Source organism: Paracnuella aquatica, assembly GCF_003332885.2.
GTDB classification, from domain to species: domain Bacteria; phylum Bacteroidota; class Bacteroidia; order Chitinophagales; family Chitinophagaceae; genus Flavisolibacter; species Flavisolibacter aquaticus.
Genome location: NZ_QOWJ01000012.1, coordinates 117237 through 142684, shown reverse-complemented (window position 1 = coordinate 142684; position 25448 = coordinate 117237). Strand labels below are relative to the sequence as shown.

Genomic DNA, 25448 nt, shown 5'->3' with positions numbered 1-25448 from the left:
CTCCTCTGTAAAATCAATGTGCAAACAAGCCCGTATTAACGGCCTTGCATTGCGCTCAGCATGTTGCCATAAATGCTGTTGAGGCGTCCCAGGTTGTTGGCCAACGAACCTACCTGCTCTTGTACTTTCTTGGCATCTTCGGCAGAGCTCAGCATTGCATTGCTGGTTTCAGCCAGGCGACCGTAGAAAGAGTTGAGGGTTTTCAGGTGGTTGTTGCTTTCCTGAAGCTCCAGTTCATAAATGGTGTTGAGCGAAGACAGGTTTTTGGTCAGCACCTGAACCTGGTCGTGGAACACTTTAGCACCTTCAGAAGCGCTGTTGAATGCACCTACCGAGTTGGCGGCACCTACATAAGCGTCTTTTACCCGGGCCAGTGCTGCGGTAACTTCACGGGTTTTGGTGGTGTAATCGCCGGTAGCAGATACAACATCAGAAATGTTGCTCATGTTGCTTACGGTGGTGTTCAGTTTTTTAAAGTTTTCGCTCAGGCGGTTCAGGTTAGCTGGAGTGATGTCGGCATCAACCAGGGCTTTGTCCAGTGCGCCGGTAGCGTTGGGTACTGCAGGTGCGGCTTTCAGCGCAGGGCCGTGGCCGTCGCTTACTGCAGGATAGCGCAGGTACAGGATACCATAAACGAGGAACACGAGGGCTTCGGTGGTCAAACCAATCTTCAGCCAGATGTCCGCATCAGGTGCGTGCAGGATCTTGCGGAGGGCACCCCAGATTACGATCGCCGCAGCGACAGAAACGAAAACGTCAACAATTTTGCTCACTTTGGGAGGAATAGCAGCTGCCATAAATAACTGTGTTTTGAAACTTTGTTTGGATTTTTATAAAAAGGTAGGTACAGGCAAGAGGCAACCCCAGTTAAAAGGTTGTCTCTTGCTTATAAATAAGATGCTTGATAAGAATGTGATTAACGCTGTGCCTGGGCAGGAAGATCGATAACAGTGCGGAAGCCGATGTACGACTTGGTAGAATCCTGGTACTCGTAGGTACGGCTGCCGGTTTGCAGGTAGTAACCTACGTCTTTCCAGCTACCGCCACGCAATACTTTACGCTTCATTTTCGGAGGATCGGAGTCTTTTGCATTCCAACGAACATCGGGGTTCATATCGTGCTGGAATGTGTAGCCGCCTTCGTAGTAAATAGAAGAAGTCCATTCTGCCACGTTTCCACTCATGCAGTACAGGCCAAAATCGTTGGGCCAGTAAGCATCGGCACGTACCGTGTAAAAGCCACCATCTTCAGGGTAGTTGCCACGGCCGGGTTTGAAGTTGGCCAGCAAACAACCTTTTTTGTTGCGCAGGTAATAGTTACCCCAGGGAAACATCGACTGCGAACGTCCGCCACGGGCTGCATACTCCCACTGTGCTTCTGTTGGCAGGCGGAAGTCAGACTCCTGTGCCCGCTTTTTGCCTTCGAGCCATGCGTTGAGGTAATGTGTACGCCATTCGCAGAACGCCGATGCCTGCTGCCAGTTAACACCTACCACCGGGTAGTTGCCAAATGCAGGGTGCGAAAAATATCGCTTGGTCATCGGTTCGTTGTACGAGTAAGAGAAGTCACGCATCCAAACCAATGTGTCGGGGTAAATGCGTACGTCTTTTTTTACAATAAACTGAGAGCGGGGCTTGCCGGCGTTTTCACGCTTGGCGGCTTCTTTCAGGTCAAATGTCTCAGAATGATACACCATTTTAGAGGCATCGATCTCTTTTTTGCCCATGATGCGGTCTTCAGGCGAAAGGATCAGATCGGTGGAGCTCAGTTGCTCGATCGATTTTGGATCGTTCCACTTAAAGCTTTTCATCTTCTGCTGGTCCACATACTCAATGCCGTCAGCACCGGTTTTTACAAAACCCAGTTTTTTGGCAATGATCGAATCGCGAACCCACCATACAAACTGGCGGTATTCGTTGTTGGTGATTTCGGTGGCATCCATCCAGAAACCAGAAATCGAAACCGAACGGTTTCGTGCACTAAAAGCATAAGAAGGATCTTCATCGGAAGGGCCCATATGGAACGTCCCCTGAGGGATATACACCATGCCGGGAGGCTTGGGCAGAACGTAGCGGTTTCCGGGTGCGATCCCGTGCAGCTGCCCGTCGTTAGGCAGTGCGCCACCTCTGTCTTTTTTTCCTAATGCGCCACAACTTGCCAGGAACAACGCGGCAATGGCGGTGAGCGTGTAGTAATGGTTTTTCATTTTCATACTCAAGGGTATTGGGCAAATATAATCTTTTGAAGATACAAGGTTAGTATTATTTTTTCTCATTTCCTAAGTCCATTATGCAGGCACATTTTCAAAAACGGTACTTATTTTCAAATATTGCATGCAATTGTAAAATAAAAATAAGACGCTGCAAACCGGCGGCTTTGGCATTATAGACCACCGGTCAGGCAACGGTTTCATCGGCATGAAGGTATCCACTTGTGGCACCGTCAGGCTTTTTACTTACACCGATATTACAAACTGTTCCTTTATGTTGCTGCCCCGTTTGGGCAAGGTTTGTTAAAACCAATTTCCACCCGCCTATTTCGTGGAAAAACTGTTGAAAAAAGAAGCGTCGATTGGCAAAAAAATACCAATTATAATTTCGCATTTCTGTTTGTGCACTGCACTAAAAAAGAACATCCCGCCCCGTGATGGGGCAGGATGCCAATATCTTACTTGCAAGCAGTTTATTTTTTACCGTTCGATGTAGCCAGGAACTGGTCTAACGCAGCAACCATGGATGGAGCCTGTGGCTGGGGCGCTTTGATGCCCAGGGTCAGCCCCGATTCTTCCACCGCTTTGGATGTGTTGTTGCCAAATGCACCAATCACAGTTCCGTTTTGTTTAAAAGTAGGCAGGTTGTCGAACAAGCTGCGAACGCCACTAGGGGTAAAAAAGCAAATCACATCGTACTCGTTTTCCGACAGGATCTCTTTTACATCCGAGCTTTTGGTGCGGTACATAAACGCCAGTGAAAAATCGCAGCCGTTCGATTTTAGCCAGCCGGTGATTTCACTGTCCTGCTGGTTCTCGGAACACACATACAAAAATTTCTCGGCGCCTTTGTGCTTGTTGATCACATCAAACAGGCTTTTGTTGCTGCCGTCGGCACCGTAAAATACTTTGCGCTTGCGGTACAGTATGAATTTTTGCAGGTACAACGCCACCGCCTCTGTAATGCAGAAGTATTTGGTTTCCTGCGACACGGTGACTTTCATTTCCTCGCACAGGCGGAAAAAATGATCAATTGCGTTGCGGCTGGTAAAAATCACACCCGTGTGTGCCTGGATGTCAATCTTTTGTTTGCGGAACTCTTTTGCAGGAATACCCTCGAGCTGAATAAATGGATGAAAATCCAGTTCAACTTCATATTTCCTGCCCAGTTCAAAATAAGGCGACTTTTCGCTTTCTGGCCTGGGCTGTGTAATCAGGATTTTTTTCGCTCCTTTTCCACGTGCCATTTGATCCCCGTTTTTTGCCATATATGGTATGGAAGTTGGCGCAAAGTTAAGGTGTTTGCGCAAAAAACTGAACCATCAGTTTGTTAATCAGCAACAAAGGCACAATTTCCAGCGCCGCCAGGTATAACAAAAAGTGAAACAGGTTGATGCGGAGCAGCCGGTGCACCGAAACAAAGGACAGGTAATAGCGGTAAAGAAACAGCCCGCCCACCACCGCCAGGCAAATGGCAAGGAAGGTTTCGAACAGGTTGCCGCCCGTAAATGCCAGCCCAAGGATCAAGGGCAACAGGAGTATGCCCATGATCTTGTTGGTGGTAAATACCACGAAAATATAGGTATTGGTAGCCGCCGCGGCCCGCAGCAGCCAGCCAAACAATTTGAGCACAATAAATTTTACCAGGTAAATGCCGACCAGTGCAGCCAGGCAATACAGGAACAGCTGCCAGAACGGGATGGAAACGCCCAACCGAAAATGCTGCAGCAGCAACACAGATAGCAAAGCCCCGGATAAAAAAAACAAAACATTGAACAGCAGCGACGGCAGCGGCGCATTAGCCACCTGTTCCTTATTGAGCCGCTGCCGAATGGTGGTGCGGAAATAAGTGCGGAACAGGTCCGACAGGTACCGCGGAAACGCATTGCGCAACACACCAAAAATCAGGATCAGCGCCACGATGCCATAAAAAAGGCCTTCTTTTCCCTGCCACTGTTTTACTTCCGAAATGCGGCGTTCGGCGCCGGTAAAACGCAGGTACGGGTGCTGGTTGTAACGTCCGGTATGCACCTGGCGCATAAAAGCCTGCAGCTCGGTTTGCCGTACACTATCGCGGCGGCGCACCTGCTGCAGCGAATCCTGTACAAAAGCATTCCGCACAGAGTCGATCCGGGCTTGTGCAGCGGCTGCCCTGGCCAGGGCAGCCGAGTCGACGGGGCGGGGCGCAGGCACAACTGCGCTGTCAGTTCCCGCTTGCGTCCACCCGGCTAAACCGGCCAAGCATATTAATATGGTAAAGAAAAATTTCACGGCTCTGTTGAATCGGCGGCGAAGATACTGGTCAGGCCACTCAAAGTGGCCAGACCAGCACCGAACCGCGCCTAAAAATAATTGACAAACCCCAGGTGCACCTTCGACTGCCGCAGGTTCAGCTCAGTATCATTCCTCCGGCCCACTGCCCAGGCCAGGTTGAAAATGCCGGCACCCGTTTCCAGCGACAGCCCGAGGCCAGTGCCTATATATTTATAATTGACGCCCCCAGCCGCATTGTTGCGGCCCCATCCGCCATCTACAAAACCAAAAAAATACGAATTAGGCCCAATGAGGTAGCGGTATTCGGCGGTGCCCACCAGGTAGTGCGAAAGGAACTCGCTTTCTTCGGTAAAGCCCCGCAACAATTTGTACCCGCCCACCTGGAACAGTTCGTTGAAATAATACGACCCGCTTTGGAACAACCCGGCATTGACCCCGGTTTTTAATACCGACTGCTTGCCCATAGGCGTATAGCGGGCGGCAATAGCCGTCATCCGGAGTTGGTAGGTGCTGAGTTTTACCGTATCATACAGCCGTGCATAGTTAAAACTGGTGTCCTTTATTTCCAGCACCTGGCTGTTGCGCCGCACTTTTTTGGTGCCGGCAGTTCCGGTTACTGAAAACTCCCAGCCGCGCCGCGGATTAAAGCGGTAGTCGGTAGTAGTTACGGTGTACGATACGCCAAGGTTATTGGAAGCCACATCGGCCAGCAGCGGCAGCCTTCTGGAAAATTTGATGGCGGTGGTATCAACCGTGCTGAGTATGGTTTGCCTGCGTTGTAAAAAAATGGACGCCGTACGATTGCCGCCCAAAGCATAAGTGCCGCCAAAATTAAAATTCAGGTTGAGCCAGGATGAGTCTTTGCGGAGCATTTCAAAATTAAACAGCAGGCCCACCGGGGATTGAAACAAGTAAGGGTGTTGGTACAACAGCGTCAGCCGCGGCGAAGACACCTGCAACTGTTGCCAATTCAGGCCGATGGTTTCACCGGCACCCAGGCTGTTGCGCAGCAGCACATTGGCCTCGCCGGTAAACTGCATTTTGGTACCGCCGTTTTGGCTGTTGGGTAAAAAACCCACCAGCGCATTGAGCTGGCTGCTTTTGCGGGGCTGCAGGTGCAAGTTGATGATGGCGCCGGTGCCCTGCAGCGACACCGTGGCCGGTGCCGTTTCCTGCACATAAGCCAGCTCACGGATGCGTGCCGAAATGGCCTCCAGTTTACGCCGGTTATAAGCGCTGCCTTTCGGCATATCTAGGTAACGCTCCAGCACTTCGGGACGCACCTGTGCGTTGCCGACAATGCGTAAGCTATCGATGGTATAAGCCGGTCCGCGATCAATCAACAGCCGACCCGAAACAGTGCCCGCTTCCAATATCATACTATCGAGCTGCACTTTGCCAAAGGGGTGCCCACGTTCTTCCAAGTAATCCAAAATACGCTGCTGCCAGCCCGCCCACTGTTCCCAATTGAGCGGTTTTTGCGCCAAGCCGCCCGAAGGCCAGCGCAGCGCATCGAGTAGCGCAGCATCCTGCGGCGCGGTGCGGATGGTTGCCCAATGGTATTGCTCGCCCAGGTACAGCGCCACTTCCGCAGCCAGCGAATCGAACCGGACAGAGTCTACCGAAGCGGCGAGGTATCCCCGCGATTGCAGGTCGGCGGGTAGCTTTTGTAAATAAGTGGCGGCTTCGTATTGTACCGTAAATTTGCGTTGCAAAAAGGAGGGCAACGGTCCCCCTGCAGTATCGGCCCGCAAGTAACGCACCTCGTAACCCTGTGCCTTGGCAACAGCAACGATCAGGGAGGAACAAATCAGCAGGTATAAACGGAGGGATTGCAAGGCCGGTAAAATTATTAAAACAGTTTTTTGAACCACAAAGACACGAAGAAAGCGGGGTGTACAAAGATATTTTTCGGGACGCCTTTTAGCCGTTTGTTTTCGGGTTCAACAAACACATCAACTCCCATTAACGCATTTGGCCGGAATTTATTTGCATATACCTTTTTGCAGGCAGGCATGCGCCTATTGCAATTTTCATTTTGCCACCTCGCTGCGGTATAAAAGACCGATGGTGGCGGCACTGGCAAAAGAAGCTGTCATCCAAAAGCCCTACCTGCAAGGCGAGCCGCTGGCCACCATTTATTTTGGCGGCGGCACGCCCAGCCTGCTCGAGGGTGACGAAATTCTTTTTTTGCTGCAAACCATCCGGGAGCACTACACAGTTTTGCCCGATGCAGAAATTACGCTGGAAGCGAACCCCGATGATATTACTCCAGCAAAACTTGACGCCTGGAAATCGGCGGGCATTAACCGCCTGAGCATGGGCGTGCAAAGTTTTAGGGAAGCCGACCTGCGCTGGATGAACCGGGCACATAATTCGGCGCAGGCGCTGGACAGCATACGGATGGCGCAGGCTGCCGGTTTGTACAATATTTCCATCGACCTTATTTATGGCACGCCGGGCCTCGATGATGCTGCATGGAAAGCAAACGTAGCTCAGGCGCTGGCCCTCGAAATTCCGCACCTCTCCTGCTATGCACTGACGGTGGAAGAAAAAACGCCGCTGCACAAACAAATTGAGCGCAAGCAAAAAGTGGACGTGGACAATGAGCAACAGGCCCACCAGTTTTTGCTGCTGATGCAATGGCTGAAAGCGGCCGGCTACGAGCATTACGAAGTGTCCAACTTTGCCTTGCCCGGTTGGCGCAGCCGCCACAATTCATCGTACTGGCGTGGTGAAAAATACCTGGGCCTTGGCCCATCGGCGCATTCGTTCAACGGTACCAGCCGGCAGTGGAATGTGGCCAACAACAATGTTTACATACAATCATTGGAAGGGGGCACCGTGCCTTTTGAAATAGAAGTACTCACACCGGAGCAGCAGTTGAACGAACACCTGATGATTTCGCTACGGACGGCAGAGGGTCTTAACCTGGATGTGGTAGCCAGCCGCTGGGGCCAAAGTGCAGCCGAAAACATACAGCGACAAGTAACAAAGTTTGCACAACGAGGCCTGTTACAAATAACCGGATCGAACATTCAACTCACTAATGACGGCATGTTGCGGGCAGATGGCATTGCTGCGGATTTGTTTGTGGACTGAGTAAACCACGGAGACAGGGAGTACACAGAGGGACACGGCTTTTCTTTGAAAAAACTGGATGGCCGTCAGCACTACATCCTCTATTGAGAATGATTATATCCTGGGAAATAACTCTGTGGCACTCCCTGCCCTCCCTGTCTCTGTGGTTTTATTCCTAGGTCATTACCTTTTCAATTGCTGCAAAGCCTTTGCGCGGATGCACCCGTTCCCAAAGTATTTTATAAATGGTGCGGGCAATGGGCATATCTGCGCCAATCTTTTTATTGATGTTAAACATGCATTTGGCAGCATTGTATCCTTCGGCTACCATGTTCATTTCCAGTTGGGCGCTTTGCACCGTGTAGCCTTTACCAATCATGTTGCCAAATGTGCGGTTGCGGCTATAGGGCGAATAACAGGTAACCAGCAAATCGCCGAGGTAAACCGAAGCCGCATAATTGAGGTCGCGTTGTTGCGTAACCGGGTTGGTGTGGTGTTCGCCCACCACAATATGTTGGGCGCCTACATTGCGCAGAAACGAAGCCATTTCATCGGCGCTGTTGGCAATGTATACGCTTAAAAAATTATCACCATATTCCAGTCCATGCGCAATGCCTGCACCCAATGCATAAATGTTTTTCAGCACCGCGGCGTATTGCACACCCAGCACATCATCGTTGACGATGGTGTTGATATAAGGCGTGGTAAATGCAGCAGCAATGGCCTCGGTTTGCTCCCGGTCCACACCCGAAAAAGTGAGGTAAGATAATTTCTCGGAAGCCACTTCCTCGGCGTGACAAGGGCCTAACAGCGTAAAATAATCGTTGATCGGGAAATTAAATTGCTGGTGCAGGTAATCGTTCAGCAACAGGTCGGGGCCGGGCACTAGGCCTTTGATAGCCGACAATATTTTTTTACCGCGCAACTGCTCGGGGCGCAGTTCATTCAGCACTTCCTGTATGTACGCCGAAGGCACCACCAGTACAATCACATCGGAGGCTTCGATCACATCGTGCACATTTTCGTTCATGCGCAATAGTGATACATCAAAATACGCCGAAGCAAGATAGTTTGGGTTGTGGTGCCGCGACCGGATATATTCAATGGCTTCTCCACTACGCACCCACCAGTTAACCGTGCGGCCACCATCCGTCAACATTTTTACCAATGCCGTTGCCCAACTTCCACTGCCGATGATTCCAAAGTTCATGTACACTCCTTTTGTATTAAGGCTGTGGCAAAATTAGCCTTTTTGTTTACACAGCTATTCCGGCACCAATTGCAGTGCCATGGCCGATATATGGTAAAAAAAAAGCATCCTGCGGTGCAGGATGCTTTACCATTATAGAGGTTTGCTTTATTTACTATCAAACAACTTTTCCTTTTCCACCACCTTCACTTTGCCACCGGGCTTCAGTGTTTTGGAAATGGCATTGTATGGCCCCGAAACAACCTGCTCGCCTGATTTTAAACCGGTGAGCACTTCAATATAATTGATGTCCTGTATACCGGTGGTGACTACCCGCTTTTCTACAGTGTTATCAGGTTTTAATACAAACACCACCTCTTCCAGGTCGTCGGTGCCAACGGCTGCTTCGTCCTGGTCGGCAGTTTCATCGGCGCCCTGCATCTTCTTTTGCTCTTTTTTCTTGTCGTCGATGGTTTCATCGCTGCCTTTTACACGAGCAGCTACCGAGGTAATGGGCACGGCCACCACACCGGCACGGGTACGGGTTTTAATATCGGCACTGGCGTTCATACCCGGGCGAAACGGAAATTTCTTTGGCTTTGCCGGATCGATCAGGTCGCTGTATGATGTAGGATCGAGGCGGATGTACACTTCAAAATTGGTAACATCGTTGGTACCCGAAGCCTGTGCCCCGGCGCTTTTGGTGCTGCTGGCAATTTGGGTAACAATGCCTTTGAACTTGCGGTTGTTGTATGCATCCACTTCCACATCGGCCGAGTCGCCGATGCTGACTTTCACAATGTCGTTTTCACCCACATCTACCCGCACTTCCATCGAGCCCATATCGGCTACCCGCATCATTTCGGTTCCGGCCATCTGTGCCGTACCCACTACCCGTTCGCCTTCTTTTACATTCAGCAAACTCACTACACCATCCATAGGCGCTACAATGGTAGTGCGGCCCAGGTTTTTGTTGGCAGCCACCAGCCCTGTTTGTGCGCTTTGCACACCTGCCGACAGCGACCGGATGTTCTGAATAGCCGCATTATACTGTGCCTGCGATGTACGGTATTTTGTTTCGGCCTGCTCAAACTCGGAGCGGGACAGCACTTTATCATCAAACAACTGCTTGCTGCGGTTGTATTGTTGTTTGTCCAAATCGGCCTGTGCTTTCAGTGCATCCAACGCTGCCTGGTTGTTGGCAACAGTGGCCTGACTTTGTGCCACCCGCGCTGCAGCTTCATCGCGCTGCGATGAATAGATGTCGGCATAAATGCGGGCCAGCACCTGTCCGCGGCGAACGCTATCGCCTTCCTGTACATTCAGTTCGGTGATTTCGCCTGATACGTCCGGCGAAATTTTCACTTCCACCACCGGGTACACTTTACCGCTGGCATTTACGGATTCAACAATGGTGCGGGTGCTAACGGCTTCGGCGGTAACCTTGGTGCCGGTATCATCGTTGCCGGCAATAAGCTTGTAGCCAACGAGCAGCACAATGACTACACCGAGGCCGATTAAAATCCATTTTACAGTTTTGTTCATAAGCGTAGTAGCTATTTCGTGAAACGTGAATCGTCAATTGTGAATGTGCAATGGTTAATGGTGAATGGTGAATGAGATAATTATTGATTATTTATTATTGAATTATTCTGATGCATGTACTAATTGCTAAAGCAACGCAACCCAATAATCAATAATCCAATAATTCAATAATTACTATTAACTCCCAACCGTCAACTACCAACTACCATCCCCTCCCCTCCCTACAACTTCAACCCCTCGCCCTTGTAAAACTCCAGCAATTTGATCCGGAACACATACTCGTATTGGGCAGAAGCAGCATCGAGGCGGCGGCGAAATAAGTTGTTCTGATTGGTGAGCAGCTCAATGGTTTGCAGCAAGCCCACATCAAATCTTTTTTGCGAAAAAGAAAAAGCCTTTTCCGCAGCTTCCACGGCTTTCTGCGCCGAGCGGTAGCGTTGCATGGCATTGAGTGCATCGTTGTGTGCCCGGTAAATATCCTGCTGCAGCACCAGGTTGTCGCTCTCCAGTTGCAGCCTGATGCCTTCTGCATCGAGCTTCGAACGTTCCCACTGCGTACGCAACTGCCGGTTGCCGGCAAGCGGCACACTCAGGCTCACACCCACCGCCTGGCTCAGGTTTACATCAAACAACTGGCGTACAAACGGCGTATTGGGCAACGATACATTGAACGACGGCCGCACGGCAGGCAACGTAATGCCCGGTGTAACTTCTACAAAACCCAACGTATCCAATTTATTGGATGGCGTTACCACTGCATTTTGCTGATCGGGGAACAGGCTGGAATACCGAGAACCCACGTTTCCGAATAAGGACAGCGTCGGGTACATGGCGCCACGGGCCGCCTTGATTGTTTTTTGCGCAGCCTGGAACCGCAGTTGGTTGGCCCGCTGCTGCGGCAGGTTTTGCAATGCTTTTTGAAAAACCACCTGCGGCTGCAGGTTTCCCAATTCCTCCACAGGTATTGCCGAAACATCAGGCGTTTCAATATCAAACGGCGTGGCCATATCCAGGTTCAGCAGGGCTTTGAGCTGGATAACATTTGCCTGGTAGGTAGATACGCTGGTAATATGGTTGGCACTGTCGGCCGCCAGTTGCGCTTCCAGTTCGGCAGCATTCAGTTCGGGCAGGCTACCGGCCGACACTTGCTTGCGGATATTTTCCAGTTGTGCCGTGGTTTGCGCAATCTGCACTTTGGCAATTTCGGTTTGTTCATAAGCCAGCAGCGCCTGCAGGTAAGCCACGGCTACATTCAGCGCCACATCGTTGCGGGCACGCTCCACGGCGGCCTTCGACGCTTCGTAGCTCAGGCGGCTAGCCTCGGCGTTGTGGCGGGCCGAAAACCAGTTGAACAGGTTCATGCCGCCCTGCAACTGAAAGCCCGAAAAAAAGATGCGCTGGTTATCGAATGTGTTGGTGGCGGGGTTGATGGAGCGGCCAAAATTGTAGCCGGCATTGGAGCTCAGGTTTACATTGGGATGCTGTGCCGCCCGGGCCAGGCCCAACTGCAGGTTGGCGATACGTGCCTGCACATCGGATTGCTTGATGGAAATATTGTTGGCAATGGCATAGTCAACGCAGCGCTGCAGGTCCCATTTTTCCTGGGCCACCCCACAGATACTGCAACACAGTAATAAGCAGAAAAGCAGAGGCATTTTCATACAGGTAAATGTAAGGCCATTTAGGATTTACGATTGTAGATTTTGGATTTACGATGTAACAGCCGGAAAAACATCTATGGAGTATTACTGCTTCTAACCAAATCGTCAATCCAAAATCGTCAATCCAAAATCACTTCGCTTTGCCCAGCGCCTGCTCCAAATCTTCAATCAAATACTCTGGTTCTTCCAGGCCCACATACATCCTGATCCATTGGTGCTCGGGGTTGTTGCGGTCAAATGCGCCTTCCTGCAGGCCTGCGCATTTTGGCAGGATCAGCGACTCGTGGCCGCCCCAACTAACGGCCATCAGGAACCGCTGCAGGCTTTCGCAAAAGCGAATGATCTGATCTTCCGTTGCGTCATTTAACCAAAACGTAATGAGCCCGCCGGCAGCACTCATTTGTTTTTTGGCCAGCTCATGCTGCGGAAAACTTTCATCGAATGGAAACAATACGCCACCAACAGCAGGATGCGCTTTTAAAAAGTGCAATACTTTTTGCGTAGAGCGGTTAATGCGATCAATGCGGGTGGGCAGCGTACGCAGGCCACGCAGCAGCAGCCATGCATTAAACGGCTGTATGCCGCTGCCAATATTGAGGTACTCGCTGTCGAATATTTTTTTAATGATGGCTGCCGAACCGGTGAGCACACCACCCAGCGTATCGCTGTGGCCGCCAATGTACTTGGTGGCCGTTTGCATGCACAGGTCGATGCCCAGCTCAATGGGGCGCTGGTGCAGCGGCGTGCAGTAACTGTTATCAATAAGCGTACTAATGCCGTGGGCCTTTGCCAGCGCCGCCACTTCGGCCAGCGGCTGGATGGCGTAGTTCCAGGAGTTGGGCGACTCGAGGTAAATAAAAGAAGTATTGGGTTGCAGTGCCGCTTCAAAATCTTCGATGCTGGTGCCGGCAACATAAGTAGTGGTTACACCAAAACGTGGCAGCACTACGTCAAACATTTTCTGTGCCCACGAGTAAGGTTTCTCCACCGAAATAATGTGGCTGCCCGCTTTTACAAACGGCAGCACACCGGCAAAGATGGCTGCCGCACCACTGTTGAGCACCAGGCAATCTTCCGCCCCATCCAGCGCCGCCAGTTTTTTACGCAAAATATCCACCGTGGGATTGATGCCGCGGCTGTAGATATAGTCCGACATTTCATCGGCAAAAACACCGCGCATTTCTGCCACGGTTTTAAACGCGAAGTTGGACGTTTGCACAATGGGCGGCGCCACGGCGCCAAAATACTGTTCGCGGTCTTCGGCCAGGTGTGTGAGGATGTAGGAAATATCAGGAACCATGTGATTTTGGATTTGCGATTTCGGATTTCGGATTGTGTTTGACTTCAATTTAATTATTGTCTTTGGGCCGTGTGTTGAACTGGCGCAGCAAAAAATACAGGAGCAGGAACACGGCCAATACCGCGAGGCCTACCAGCGCTGCGTAGTCGTTATTCTCGTAATCAAACGCAATGCTGAGGGCTACAAACATGTACGCTGCAATAAAGATCAAGGGCAGCAGCGGGTATAAATTCATTTTATAAATGCCGGTGCCATCGAGGTGTTTGGTGCGTTTGCGAATCACAAAAATGCTGCCTGCAGAAAGCGCCATACCAAAAGAATCGAGGAAAATGGTAAAGCTCAGAATGCGGTCAAACTCCTGCGCCCAAAACACAATCAGTGCAGCCATTACGGAAAAAGTGGTCAGCCCAATTGTAAGTGCGCCCTGGTTGTTTGTTTTTTTAAAGGCGGCAGGTAAAATTTTATCATCGCTCATGGCATACATAACCCGCGGGTTGCTCATGAGCACTGCGTTGATATAAGCCAGCACGCTCAAGAAGAGTAGCACCGACAAAATACGTTCGGCATGCACGCCAAATATTTTCGAAGCCATGATGGCTGCAATGTTTTTACTCGTCTTCAACTCTTCAAACCCGATCACATTTACATACGCATAGTTAATGAGCAGGTACAAAGAAATAATGACCAGCAAACCCAGTATGATGCCCCGCGGAATATTGCGGCCGGGGTTTTTAATTTCCTCACCAAAATTGATCGTTTGCTGGTAGCCGCCATAGGTAAAGCTTACTGCCACCAGGCCAATACCAAACGCCTTGATATATTCCGTCATGGCGGTTGATGCGCCGCTTAGTATTTGCGGTGTGGCAGCAGCGGTTTCATTGGTAGCAAAAAACAGTGGCGTAATGAGTAAGAGCACCATCGCAATTTTGATCACCATCAAAATGGTTTGCGTTTTGGCACTCATTTTCAAGCCCAGCATATTTACGCCGTAAAAAATAGCGATGGCCACCAGCGCAATGGAAATATGCACCGTTCGCACAAAATCGGCATTGGCCGCCACCTGCATATAAGCCGCATCTTTCGATGCCGGCAGCAACACTGAAGCAATATACTCGCTGCCCACCAGCGCCACCGCCGCCATGGATGCCGAATTGCTCACCAGGATAATACAGTTGATGGCAAAGGCGATGGAAGGATGGTATGCGTATGCAAATACTTTATAATAACCGCCGGTTACCGGCATGCGTGAGCCGATCTCGGCATAGGTAAGTGCGCCGCACATGGCCACCAGTCCGCCCCCTATCCAGCACAGGTAAAAAATAAAAGGAGTAGGTGCAGCTGCAGCCACATTAACCGGTGCACGGAAAATACCCATGCCTATCACAAACGAAATCACAATCATCGTCAGGTCGAGCAGACCCAACTGCGGACGTTTCACACTCATGGCCGCGAAAGTAGGAAGAGTTTGTAGTATGCAGCTAAAGTAGGGTAATGGCGGCGCACCGGGCCAGCGCTAATAAACCGACGCCGACAGCTGCGCCACCGGAAACGACACCTGCAACACACAGCCGCCGCCCGGCACCGAACTAATATCGAGTGTACCGCCGTGCAAAAAAGCACGGGTTTGCATATTGGTAAGGCCCACGCCTTTTGTGCGCCGCGACATGTCGAAGCCAACGCCATTATCCTGTATGGTGAGGATCAATTGCGCATCTTTTTGCTCCAGACGCACCAGCACCCAATCGGCCTGCGCATGTTTGATGATGTTATTGAGCTGCTCCTGCACAATGCGGTATAAATTAAGTTTGAGCTTAAACGGCATCGCCGCTTCGGCTACATCAGCCAGTTCTTTTTGCACGGCAAACAACCCCGATTTTTCCGAAGCATCGAGCAGGTGGCTGATGGCCTCTACCAGGGTTTCGCCGCCCCACGATGGCGGTATCAGCGAGTGGCTCAGGCGCCGCACTTCGTTGATGGCATGGGTGATCATGCCTTCCGATTTTTTGAAAAACGGTTCGCTGTTTTCCCTTTCTGTACGTGCCAGGTTGAGGTACAATGTAGCGCTGGTAAGCAACTGGTTTACGTTGTCGTGCAGCTCGGCGCCAATATTCCGCCGTTCGTTTTCCTGCGCAATGATCACGGCATCGGCAATTTCGCGGTGCTTGGCCAGTTGTTCTTCCTGCAGTTTTATTTCTGCTTTTTTGCGCAGCGTTACGTCCTGCGAGGCACCAATCAGCCGCACGGGCTTGCCTTCCTCGTTTTGGAAAACATAACCCCGGACAAACAAGTAAACAATGTCACCGCTTTTCCTTACCACCCGCAACTCCTGCGTAAACGAATCGGTGATGGTTCCGTTGAAAATTTTGGTGTTCAAATCCAATGCCTTTTGGTAATCATCTGGATGTATCCTTTCCACCCATTGCTTTGCCGAACCTTCGCCAGCCGGCAGTTCTTCATCAAAGATCTTGTGCCAACCTTCGCGGTTCCAGTAAATTTTTCCGGTCACTAGGTTCCAGTCCCACACCATATCATTGGTGGTTTTGCTCACCAGGTCGTAGCGGTCGTTGCTTACTTTCAGGTCGTGCATCATTTGCATGTGCGCCGTAATATCGTTGCCCACAATCAGCACACCCTGCACTTTGTTGTTGGTAACAATCGGCTCGGCATACAGCTGCACTTCTATGCGGGTGCCGTCGTGGGTCTTCATGGCGGCAGTATAGCTTTTTGTAAAACTGCCCGCCAGCGCCGGATCAAACACCTGCGCAACGAAATCGTAATAATGATCGCCGGCACAAAAAATATCAGCTGCATCGTTGGGACGGGCCGAGTGCTCTTCCCAATTGAACAAGCTTTGTGCATGGGCGTTCATGTAGAGCACTTTTTTGTTGGGTGCCACCACCAGTACAATATTTTTCAGGTTTTCCAGCACCGACTCCACCGCCACGTATTCCGAAATATCGAACAGCCGGTATTTTTTTAAGGAAATAACGGTAGCCACCGAAAACAGCGTGAGGAAAATGGAAGTAACCGGTAGTTCATCGCGGTTCAAGAGCAGCGGGTAAGCCACCTGGCCCAGCACGCCAAACATTACCGGTATAAAAATGCCCATGGCAATAAGGAATGCAGGCACCCGGCGCACCTTGTCGTTGCGCATTTTATAAGCATGCACCAGCAACACCGCAATGCTGGATAGCGTAATGACAAGGATGGCCAGCCTCAGTATACCGTCGATCTTGGTGGTGCCCGGTGCCGTTACCCAACCCCAATCATTGTTGTATTTAAAATTGACGTTGTAGCTGGAAATATAAAACCGCTCCAGGATCAAAAACGGCGTGTAGTTGAGCACCGGGAAATACCATTTTTTTACAATGGGCAACCCGCTGTAGCTGCAGGCAAAATGAAACCCCAGCGGGCCGGCACTGATCCAGCCAATGCAAAACAGGTGGTCGATCAAATTGGCCTGTGCTACCGTATTGATGGTGCGAAACAATACATCCTGAATTTGCCACAGGCTGATGGCAATGAGAAAATATCCGAATATGTTGATGGTTTTATTCCGGGGCAGCGCAAAAAACACGTAGCATGCAATGCCAATATTGAACAAGGCAGGAATCAGGTTCAAAAACAGAACCCATAAATTATCGATAACCAAGATACCGGATTGTAAAGTTGCTAAAGATGCGGCAGCGTTCACCTCAATTATTTTGTACATGCGCAAACGCCAACGCATGGCAAAAGTACCATAAGCTTTTTATGAAATACAAGCTGCGAGCTGGCCCGGGGCCGTTTTGCATCCTATTCTTTTCCATTTTAAGAGAAAGACCTTACCCCTATTTAATACAACTGGTTGGGCAGGGATAAGAACCACCTTTAATGCGCTGCCGACGGCCGCCGTCAAAAACAACCTGCCCCTATTTGTTTCCCCCTTACATTTGCCGCGTAAATGGTTTTGGTGCCTGCCCCGCAGGCCCCGAATTAAAAGGGAAGTCCGGTGCAAATCCGGCGCTATCCCCGTAGCTGTAAGGTTCCCCTGCCCCCTCAAAGGCAGGTACAAATCGCCAGATCATCCACGCCACTGCATTGGGCCCACAGGCCCGGCGCGGGAAGGCCGACCTGGTGCGGACCGAGCCAGAAGACCTGCCATTGCAATTTTCATCATTTATGCTTTCGGGACGAAAGGCATGAAATGTATTGGCAGCGTACGGGCCTGTATATTTCTTCCTCCATTTTTCTTGAGAGCAGTCACAAAACCAACAACAATTGAAAAAGGGATTTTTCGTGGTGACTGCAGCATTGATCAGCAGCTGGGCACAGGCACAAAACGACACTACATCGCTGGACCAGGTAATTGTTACCGCCAACCGCTTTCCGCAAAAACAAAGTACCACGGGCAAAGTGGTAACCGTGGTAACCAACGAACAGCTACAGCGTAGCGGCGGTAAAGACCTGGCGCAGGTGCTGAGCGAGCAAACCGGCATTACCATCAACAGCGCCAACGCCAATGCCGGTAAGGATAAATCTTTGTTTGTGCAGGGCGCCTCTACAGCCTACACCGTAATACTGGTGGATGGCGTAACGGTTAACGATCCGTCGGGTTCGGGCGGCACGTTTGACATCCGCCTGTTTCCCATTGAGCAAATTGAGCGCATTGAAATATTGAAGGGAAGCCAAAGCACTCTGTACGGCTCCAGTGCCATTGCAGGCGTCATCAACATCATTACCAAAAGGGGCACTACGGCTAAGCCTTCGGTGGCTGGCTTACTGTCGTATGGCAGCTACAATACGCGGCGCGGCCAGGTAGGCCTGAGCCAAAAGCTGAAAGCGATCGATTACAGCATCAATTATGAGCGCCTCAAAACCGACGGCATTTCCGAAGCAAAAGACACCACCGGCAAAGCGGGTTTTGATAAAGATGGATTTGTCCGCCAATCCATCAACGCACAACTGGGCATCAATGTAACAGAAGGTTTGCGGCTGGCGCCATTTTATCGCTTTACCGAATTTAAAGGCGATTATGATGCAGGCTCATTTGCCGACGGCAATGCCCGCTACACCGGCAGCCTGGTAAATGCGGGCCTTATCGGCAAACTCGATTACAGCGGCGGTGCAGTCAACTTCAACTACGGCCACAGCTACACCAAACGCAACTACAACGGGTCGGCGCTTGCCGGTAATTTTCACCAGGCCGAAGCATTTGTAACGCAGGAGCTAACGAGGCAACTGCAATTGCTGGCCGGTGTAAACTACCAAACCATGCGCATGCCCAAACCCGATACTACCAACAACATCCTGAGCACTTATGCATCGCTGTTGTTGAAAACAGCAATTGGGTTTAATGCCGAACTGGGCGGCCGCTACAACCGCCACAGCCAGTACGGCGATAATTTTACCTACAGCTTTAACCCCAGCTACCTGCTGCACGACCGTGTAAAACTGTTTGCCAACCTGGGCACCGGTTTCAGGGCGCCGGGCATCTCGGAGTTGTTTGGGCCATTTGGCGCCAACCCCAACCTCAAGCCCGAACACTCCCGCTCGTTTGAAGGCGGCGTACAGGCATGGACGGCCAACAGAGATCTGTCGGTGCGGGCCAACTACTTTAATCGCCGGGTAAAAGACGTGATCATTTACGGCCGCACCGGCTACCAAAACCGCGACCAACAACACGACCAGGGCGTGGAACTGGAACTGCAATACCAGCCGGATAACAAATGGAACTTCAGGGCCAACTACACTTACCTTGATGGCGAGATCACGCAAAAGCTGCAGCCGGGCAAAGACACCAGTTACTTTAACCTGCTGCGCCGCCCACGCCACTCGCTGAACCTCTTTGCAGGCTACCAGCTTACCGAGGCCTTTTTTGTGAGCGCTACGGTGCAGCACATTTCGGGCCGCGATGATGTGTTTTATGATGCCAGTTTCCGTGCAGTGCCCAAAAAACTGGATGCATACACCCTGGTGCACGCCTATGCCGAGTACCTGCTGGCGGCTAAACGCCTGCGCATTTTTGCCGATGCCCGCAACCTCACGAACAACAAGGACTATATCGAAGTGTATGGTTATAACGTGCAGGGCTTTACCTTCCAGGGCGGACTGCGGTTTACATTGTAGTAAATAAACAACGCTATATTTTGCACAACGTGAACGGGCCCCGTTCACGTTGTCTTTTTTTACACCCATATTTTTTACTAAAAAAATGACCATGCAACAGATTGGCAAAGCATACATGAACTGGAGCGGCGGCAAAGATTCGGCGCTGGCACTGCACCACGCACAGCAAAACGGCGTTGATGTAGCGGCACTGTTTACCAGCATCAATGCGGCACACCAGCGCATTACTATGCATGGCGTACGCAGGGCATTGCTGGAGTTGCAGGCTGCCGCGCTTGGCCTGCCGCTGGTTACGGCCGAGCTGCCCTTGCTGCCTGCGATGGAAGATTACAACAACATCATGAGCCGGCATGTAGCGGAGCTAAAAGCACAGGGATTTGATACGGCCATATTTGGTGATATTTTTTTGGAAGACCTGAAGCAATACCGCGAAAGGGAATTGGGCCAACAGGGCATGAACTGCTATTTTCCGCTGTGGCAAAAAGATTCGGCGCAACTGATGGAGGCATTTATTGCTGCAGGTTTCAAAGCCATTGTGGTGTGTGTAAATGGATCGCTGCTGGACGAAAGCTTTTGCGGCCGCCTGCTCGATACATCTTTTGTGGCCGACCTGCCTGCCGACGTGGACCCCTGCGGCGAACGGGGCGAGTACCACAGTTTTGTGTTTGACGGGCCTATTTTCAAAACGCCGGTGCCTTTTGCAAAAGGCGGCATCACCACCCGCCACTACCCTATGCCTAAAAGTGGCAATGATTGTTTTAGGGACAAACCCGCACCGGATATGCCATTTTACTTTTGCGACCTGGAGCCGGTGGCGGAAGCGGTTGCGATCTAGGCAATCTTTTTGATGGTGTTAGCCGCCTGGTTGCCGGGCCAACAATATGCACCGCGATTTGTCAATAAGATAAATGGGTGTTGCAGCACAGCGCCGGCGATACAATTAACGGAACAGAACCCTTTACCATGATGGAACTTTACCTCATACGCCATACCACGCCAGCAGTGGCTTCGGGCATTTGCTACGGGCAGGCCGACCTGGATGTGACCGCTTCGTTTGCAACCGAAGCGGGCTGCATCAGCAAACACCTGCCGCCGCATATTGCGCAAGTGTACAGCAGCCCGCTGCAACGCTGCCGCAAACTGGCCGAGCATCTTTTTCCGCAGCATTCCATTCAATTCGACGACCGGCTGAAAGAGATCAACTGCGGCAACTGGGAACTGAGCCCCTGGGAAAGCATTGAAGCTGCGCACCTGCAACACTGGACCAATAACCTGGCCGATGCCGTGATCCCGGAAGGAGAAAGCTACCGGCAGTTGTACCACCGCGTGGCGCATTTTTATGATCAACTGCCTAAAACAGCGTCTGTGGCAGTGGTAACGCATGGCGGTGTTATCCGCAGCATGCTGGCGCACATGCAGGGCGTGGATATCCTGGATTCGTTTGATGCTTTTCAAATTCGTTATGGTTGTACCATCCGCGTGGTGCACCAAACCGACGGGCACCAATACGAATACCTGCACAACCCCGACACGCCCCGCGAAACACACCGGCCCCGCCATTTGCGGCCGGCAAAGGCAGGCTTTTAAGTGTGTACATTTGCGGCAAATCCAGCACATGGAATTCAACATCAAAGACCTGCTTACGGTTACGTTTACCCTGTTTGCCATCATCGATATCATTGGTTCGGTGCCCATTTTAATTACGCTAAAAGGCAAGCTGGGCGAGATCAGGGAAGCAAGGGCCACGCTGATATCCGGCGGACTGATGGTGCTGTTCCTGTTTATTGGCGAGCCGTTTCTGAACCTGCTGGGGCTGGATGTAAAATCGTTTGCCGTAGGCGGCTCGATTGTGATTTTTATATTGGGCCTGGAGATGGTGCTGGGCGTTGAATTTTTCAAAAGCGAAAAAAACGAACGGGCCTCTACCGTGGTGCCCATTGCTTTTCCGCTCATTGCCGGCTCGGGTACGCTCACCACCATTATTTCCTTAAAAGCCAACTATAGCCAAACAACAGTGTTTGTGGCCATCCTGCTGAACCTGCTGATTGTGTTTGCAGTATTGAAATCATTGAGCTTCATTGAACGCATGCTGGGACCGGCTGGTTTAATTGCCATCCGAAAATTTTTTGGTGTAATATTGCTGGCTATTGCGGTAAAAATATTTGCCACCAATGCGCATGGACTGATTGTGAAGTAACGTAACTTGCGCACCCAAACTACGGCCTCGTAGTACAATGGATAGTATAAGGGTCTCCGAAGCCCTGGGTCCGCGTTCGATTCGCGGCGAGGCCACAGGACACGAAAAATGGTAATCTTCTACGAGGTTACCATTTTCTTTTTCTGCTAAAACTTGCTTCCCGCTTGCAATTGCGCGGAATAGTTCGTTGACTCTTTCGGTTCGAACTCGATCATTTTCCTTGCTGTACATTACTCCTTCAGGAAACACCAAATATTGAAGCCTTCGCTTTCCATCAAAATCGCTGGAAGCCCACATTCTACTGATGTTTCCAGCGATTTGAAGCCCCTTTTTTACCGCCTTATCCAAGTTCGAACTATCAAATGCATTTTTGGATAGTTCCCCTTCAATTTGCCCCACTTCCTCCAAGTACTTACCAGCGTATTTCTCATACATCGCCTTGGTGATCTCACCCACCACAAACCGCTCTTCTATCTTATCTAATAGGTTCCTTGTTTCACTGAGCTGCTTTTTCAGTCGCACACTTTCTTCCAATACTGCATACGCCGGTCAAATTGATCCAGGTTGGCCGGCGTATGCAATTATATAACCCTTTCTCTGCGTTTACACGTCCAATAACCGCTTCCAGCAGGAATGCATTGCGCTGAATAAAGTCGGTTGCATTGTTGAAGTTTAGAAAAATAACGTCGTATTCACCAATATCATCAAGATTATCATTAAGTGTTATTGGCGTTTCAGGCCTATTGTTGAAATCATTTTCAAGTTCATCTGCAAAATCTCTGTAGAAATATTCATTCGTCATGTCAAATCCTTCCACAACAATGAGCGGCTTTCTAATCTGCCCCGTGGTATTGTTCCGGGCAAATTCTATAATCATTTGGCCGGTTGCGGAAGCTCCTGCAAATGGCCGTGCAGCAGGTGCAGCTACAGGTTCAAGTGGGTTATCGCCATAGGTATCTGGTGCAAACCGAAATTCCGTAGCCGATGCAAGGCTGCTTTGTTTTCGAAAAGTGCGCATCATAGATGCGCCATTAACTGGCTTTGCATGCACAGCCAGTTTGGTATGGCCCAGCCTTTGCGAATTGTCAGTGTAAGTAATGCGAATGTTGATATTATAAAACCCTTCGGTAGTATAGGTAAGGTTAAAAGGCGTATTCAGGGCTACGGTCTGCCAGGCGCCGCTTCCATTGGCGTCTACTTCAACGGTGCGTACCGTTTTCCCGGTGTTGCCCAGCAATAGGTCAGACCGAAAGATGATCTGACTGGTGCCCGTAAATGTAGCCTGCAGAATGGGGGCTATGGCAAACATTTCTTTGGTATCATAAGGGCTTTGAGTTCGCCCTGCGACATCAACCAACTGGCCGTTTTCATTTCGCAGCAGGTTGACTGTGAGGGCAGTGGGCTTAATGCTTTGATAATGATAATACAGAACCGGCATGCTGATGGGCTGGTTAGGCTGGCTATACTTGTTCAGCAGCCGGTTAAGCGTATCCAGGTAAAGCATTTTTGGGGTGCTGGTTATTTGGCTGCTATACAGGCCGGCATACAGGAGCCGCCACTCTGTGAGACTCACAAAATTACTGTCGTGCAGTTGTGTGCCGGTAAAATTGTCCCAGTTGTTGAACTCAATGGCATACTCTTTCAGGAGGCCGCTGGTAATCTGGCTTTTGTTGAGCCGGGAATACAGGTAATTCATCTGGTTGTAATAGCCTGTGGAGTCATAGGTTTGTGCTTGGGATGACACAAAAAGGCATAGAAGTGCCAGTAGCAAAAGCAAAGCTTTGCATTTCATGATGTTTTGGTTTTGGCGTTAAGAATATCTTGAAAACAAGCAGAGTAGTTTAGATTACCAAGTTTTAATATCAAATCTCCCTTCAGTAACTTTAATGGTATCGCAGTAATCAGTGGGAACATTGAAGCGGAAGGTGCCCGACACAATGTTGTTTACCCGGTCAGCTCTGGTTACGGTAAGATGACCGCCTGTTATTTTTACACGCACCACGCTTCCATAGCCCCTTCCATCTGTGGAAAAACAATCAGCCCCAGGATTCCTCCTATAAACCGCATAGGCACTGGCAGTGTCGTTTAGCTCGTATTCTGTTTCGCCATCTCTATAGCTGCCAAGGAGCACTATCCCAAACGATTCAATTCTGCCGTCATCAGTATCTATGGTGCCCCGGGCACTCAGGGTATCGCCATCTATCCCGCCATTCATTTCTCTAATCCCCCCCTTTGAAATCCACACTTTTCCGTTCACCTTGCAGGCAAATACTCTTTTGCCTTCCTGGGTGGCGGGGGGCAGTTGGGGCGCTTTGGCATTTTCTTTTTTGCAGGTGGTACTCAGCAGCGTAAGCAAAAACAGGATGAGGTAAGGCTTCATGGTGTTTTGGTTTGCGATTGGATTACATAATATTACCACCTATTTGTTGGAAATAACCTGACTCCTTCCCTTCATGAGCAAAATCATATAGTAAAGCCTAATAAGTTACAATAAAGTAAAACAGGGTCAATTGCGCTAGTATAAATTCAGATCGAGGAGGGTTTGCATGCAGGGATGTGTTAATAGCTTCATTGATATTATTGAAATTACAAAAGCAGAAGCTTATCTTTCTAAAGAGTTCATAATATGAGGACACCATGAAAATAAAAGCAAGCCTTCTTAAGATAAAGCATGCTAGTTATGATTTACTTGATCAGTTAATTATAATTAGAAACAATGTGCTTGGGGAAGATAAAACCATACGGTAGCTCTTAAACTTTACATGTCTTTGTAGCATATGAAAATGAAACCTCAAAAGGGCAAAATCGTGGTTATCAACTTGGCCTTTTAAGTAGGCTTAATTTAGAATATGGAACATGCATGCACTTATAGCCGAATCCAGGAACAATTCCTTACAAGTAAGCAAAATCACCAATCAATATGCAATGATTTCCACTAAGTCTTGCACCAAAAAGTTCGAACTACAGCTAGTCCTGTCCACATAAAAAAGCTGCACCGATTGTAGAACAATTAGTTGCAGCTTTTTTTGTACCACTTGTCAGATCATTGTCTTTTATCAGTGCATCCATTGAACGCAAATGCTACCTGCTCATAAAGCTATAGCGATAGACGTCTAAAGTATTTATAAAGAAAGCCCCTCACCAGCCCGCTTTTATTCGCGACCATCGCTCAGTGAATTGCCTGGATGCGTTGGACAAGCGCCACCACCCTCATTTTGCTCCCGGTTATCTTCATCCATCACATTACCTGTTTCGTGGGCCAGTCCAGGATTGGCGTTATCTGTGCCGGTGATTAAACCATTTTCTATTGTTAGCCGCTGGCCATCCTCTGAAATGATTACGTTGTTGTTATTGTTGTTGGGCTCCATATTTTAATTGCTTTAGTGCATAGAACATTTTTACAACTATCAAGCCATAAGCACCCAATTCATATCGGGATTAGCATGCTCCATATTTAGCATCAATATTTTCAACAACGCTTTCGGAAAGTTTGAATATCAATCCGAGATTTTTTGATGTTCCGCTGAATATAGTGTAGTTTTTGAACATATCCGCAATTATGCTCCACTTACAACGGCTCATCGATCAATACATCAGTTGGAAAATATCAGTGTAGTTGAGATGCGCCATTTGCAAATGAGCTTGGCTAAAACAAAAAACCTTGATAGATCACTCCATCAAGGTTAGTAGCAATAACAATCCTAATGACTTTCACAGTTTTCCTGTACTCGGTTCTGGTTAAGGCCTTAATTAGTAGTTAGTTTGGGCGGCCACAGTGAAGGTAGTGTGGGCGGTTTGTTCCGAGAAATTATGGATGAGGTTTTGGGTCAATATCACATAAAAATCCCATAAACTAAGCCGGTATCAACGCCTAAGCCTACTTA

19 protein-coding genes, 1 tRNA gene and 1 riboswitch are annotated in these 25448 nt (G+C 49.8%); of the genes, 6 read left to right on the top strand and 14 right to left on the bottom strand.

Annotated elements, in window-relative coordinates:
• Nucleotides 1-35: 35 nt before the first annotated feature.
• The 5 genes from porL to DRJ53_RS15990 all read right to left on the bottom strand — a co-directional run bounded on the left by porL (nt 36) and on the right by DRJ53_RS15990 (nt 6321).
• On the bottom strand, nt 36-797 hold the full coding sequence (porL, locus tag DRJ53_RS16015; protein ID WP_114236662.1) for a type IX secretion system motor protein PorL/GldL: 762 nt from the start codon (nt 795-797) through the stop codon (nt 36-38).
• Between the two features lie 119 nt (nt 798-916).
• Nucleotides 917-2212 (bottom strand): T9SS ring complex lipoprotein PorK/GldK, encoded by a 1296-nt coding sequence (gene porK / locus DRJ53_RS16010; RefSeq protein WP_240040760.1) that lies wholly within the window; start codon nt 2210-2212, stop codon nt 917-919.
• A gap of 470 nt (nt 2213-2682) precedes the next feature.
• Nucleotides 2683-3456, bottom strand: a complete 774-nt coding sequence (locus tag DRJ53_RS16000) for a uroporphyrinogen-III synthase (RefSeq protein WP_114236683.1) — start codon at nt 3454-3456, stop codon at nt 2683-2685.
• A gap of 46 nt (nt 3457-3502) precedes the next feature.
• Nucleotides 3503-4450 (bottom strand): DUF4271 domain-containing protein, encoded by a 948-nt coding sequence (locus DRJ53_RS15995; protein ID WP_114236660.1) that lies wholly within the window; start codon nt 4448-4450, stop codon nt 3503-3505.
• Between the two features lie 101 nt (nt 4451-4551).
• Nucleotides 4552-6321 (bottom strand): BamA/OMP85 family outer membrane protein, encoded by a 1770-nt coding sequence (locus DRJ53_RS15990; protein WP_114236659.1) that lies wholly within the window; start codon nt 6319-6321, stop codon nt 4552-4554.
• Between the two features lie 136 nt (nt 6322-6457).
• Between DRJ53_RS15990 and hemW the strand changes: the two genes are divergently transcribed.
• The gene (gene hemW / locus DRJ53_RS15985) at nt 6458-7585 is read left to right on the top strand and encodes a radical SAM family heme chaperone HemW (RefSeq protein WP_114236658.1); all 1128 of its coding nucleotides are present in this window, start codon (nt 6458-6460) and stop codon (nt 7583-7585) included.
• Nucleotides 7586-7739: 154 nt separating this feature from the next.
• On the opposite strand, the gene DRJ53_RS15980 is transcribed toward hemW, so the two are convergent.
• From DRJ53_RS15980 to DRJ53_RS15955, 6 genes are all read right to left on the bottom strand, one after another.
• Nucleotides 7740-8774, bottom strand: coding sequence for an NAD(P)H-dependent glycerol-3-phosphate dehydrogenase (locus DRJ53_RS15980; protein ID WP_114236657.1), 1035 nt, complete (start codon nt 8772-8774; stop codon nt 7740-7742).
• Nucleotides 8775-8921: 147 nt separating this feature from the next.
• Nucleotides 8922-10298: an efflux RND transporter periplasmic adaptor subunit gene (locus tag DRJ53_RS15975; RefSeq protein ID WP_114236656.1), complete on the bottom strand. Its 1377-nt coding sequence runs from the start codon at nt 10296-10298 to the stop codon at nt 8922-8924.
• A 221-nt stretch (nt 10299-10519) separates the two neighbouring features.
• Nucleotides 10520-11908, bottom strand: a complete 1389-nt coding sequence (locus DRJ53_RS15970; protein ID WP_162303902.1) for a TolC family protein — start codon at nt 11906-11908, stop codon at nt 10520-10522.
• A gap of 181 nt (nt 11909-12089) precedes the next feature.
• Entirely contained in the window at nt 12090-13259 is a 1170-nt protein-coding gene (locus tag DRJ53_RS15965) for a trans-sulfuration enzyme family protein (RefSeq protein WP_114236654.1), read from the bottom strand.
• 49 nt (nt 13260-13308) lie between these two features.
• The gene (locus tag DRJ53_RS15960) at nt 13309-14703 is read right to left on the bottom strand and encodes an APC family permease (protein WP_114236653.1); all 1395 of its coding nucleotides are present in this window, start codon (nt 14701-14703) and stop codon (nt 13309-13311) included.
• Nucleotides 14704-14772: 69 nt separating this feature from the next.
• A complete protein-coding gene (locus DRJ53_RS15955; RefSeq protein WP_162303901.1) occupies nt 14773-16881 on the bottom strand; it encodes an ATP-binding protein in 2109 nt (702 codons plus the stop codon).
• Between the two features lie 305 nt (nt 16882-17186).
• Nucleotides 17187-17418, top strand: a riboswitch (cobalamin riboswitch).
• A gap of 101 nt (nt 17419-17519) precedes the next feature.
• On the opposite strand from DRJ53_RS15955, the gene DRJ53_RS15950 reads away from it, so the two are divergent.
• The 5 genes from DRJ53_RS15950 (at nt 17520) to DRJ53_RS15930 (ending at nt 21659) form a co-directional block, all read left to right on the top strand.
• Nucleotides 17520-19367 (top strand): TonB-dependent receptor plug domain-containing protein, encoded by a 1848-nt coding sequence (locus DRJ53_RS15950; protein ID WP_114236651.1) that lies wholly within the window; start codon nt 17520-17522, stop codon nt 19365-19367.
• 91 nt (nt 19368-19458) lie between these two features.
• A complete protein-coding gene (locus DRJ53_RS15945; protein ID WP_241558583.1) occupies nt 19459-20202 on the top strand; it encodes a Dph6-related ATP pyrophosphatase in 744 nt (247 codons plus the stop codon).
• Nucleotides 20203-20330: 128 nt separating this feature from the next.
• Entirely contained in the window at nt 20331-20954 is a 624-nt protein-coding gene (gene cobC, locus DRJ53_RS15940; protein ID WP_123893626.1) for an alpha-ribazole phosphatase, read from the top strand.
• 28 nt (nt 20955-20982) lie between these two features.
• A complete protein-coding gene (locus DRJ53_RS15935; protein ID WP_114236649.1) occupies nt 20983-21564 on the top strand; it encodes a MarC family protein in 582 nt (193 codons plus the stop codon).
• Between the two features lie 23 nt (nt 21565-21587).
• Nucleotides 21588-21659: transfer RNA gene (locus tag DRJ53_RS15930), tRNA-Arg, on the top strand.
• A 401-nt stretch (nt 21660-22060) separates the two neighbouring features.
• On the opposite strand, the gene DRJ53_RS15925 is transcribed toward DRJ53_RS15930, so the two are convergent.
• The 3 genes from DRJ53_RS15925 to DRJ53_RS15915 all read right to left on the bottom strand — a co-directional run bounded on the left by DRJ53_RS15925 (nt 22061) and on the right by DRJ53_RS15915 (nt 24932).
• Nucleotides 22061-23260 (bottom strand): hypothetical protein, encoded by a 1200-nt coding sequence (locus DRJ53_RS15925; RefSeq protein WP_162303900.1) that lies wholly within the window; start codon nt 23258-23260, stop codon nt 22061-22063.
• Between the two features lie 150 nt (nt 23261-23410).
• Nucleotides 23411-23944 (bottom strand): Riean_0653 family protein, encoded by a 534-nt coding sequence (locus DRJ53_RS15920; protein WP_114236647.1) that lies wholly within the window; start codon nt 23942-23944, stop codon nt 23411-23413.
• A 772-nt stretch (nt 23945-24716) separates the two neighbouring features.
• Nucleotides 24717-24932 (bottom strand): hypothetical protein, encoded by a 216-nt coding sequence (locus tag DRJ53_RS15915; RefSeq protein ID WP_114236646.1) that lies wholly within the window; start codon nt 24930-24932, stop codon nt 24717-24719.
• Nucleotides 24933-25448: the final 516 nt, after the last annotated feature.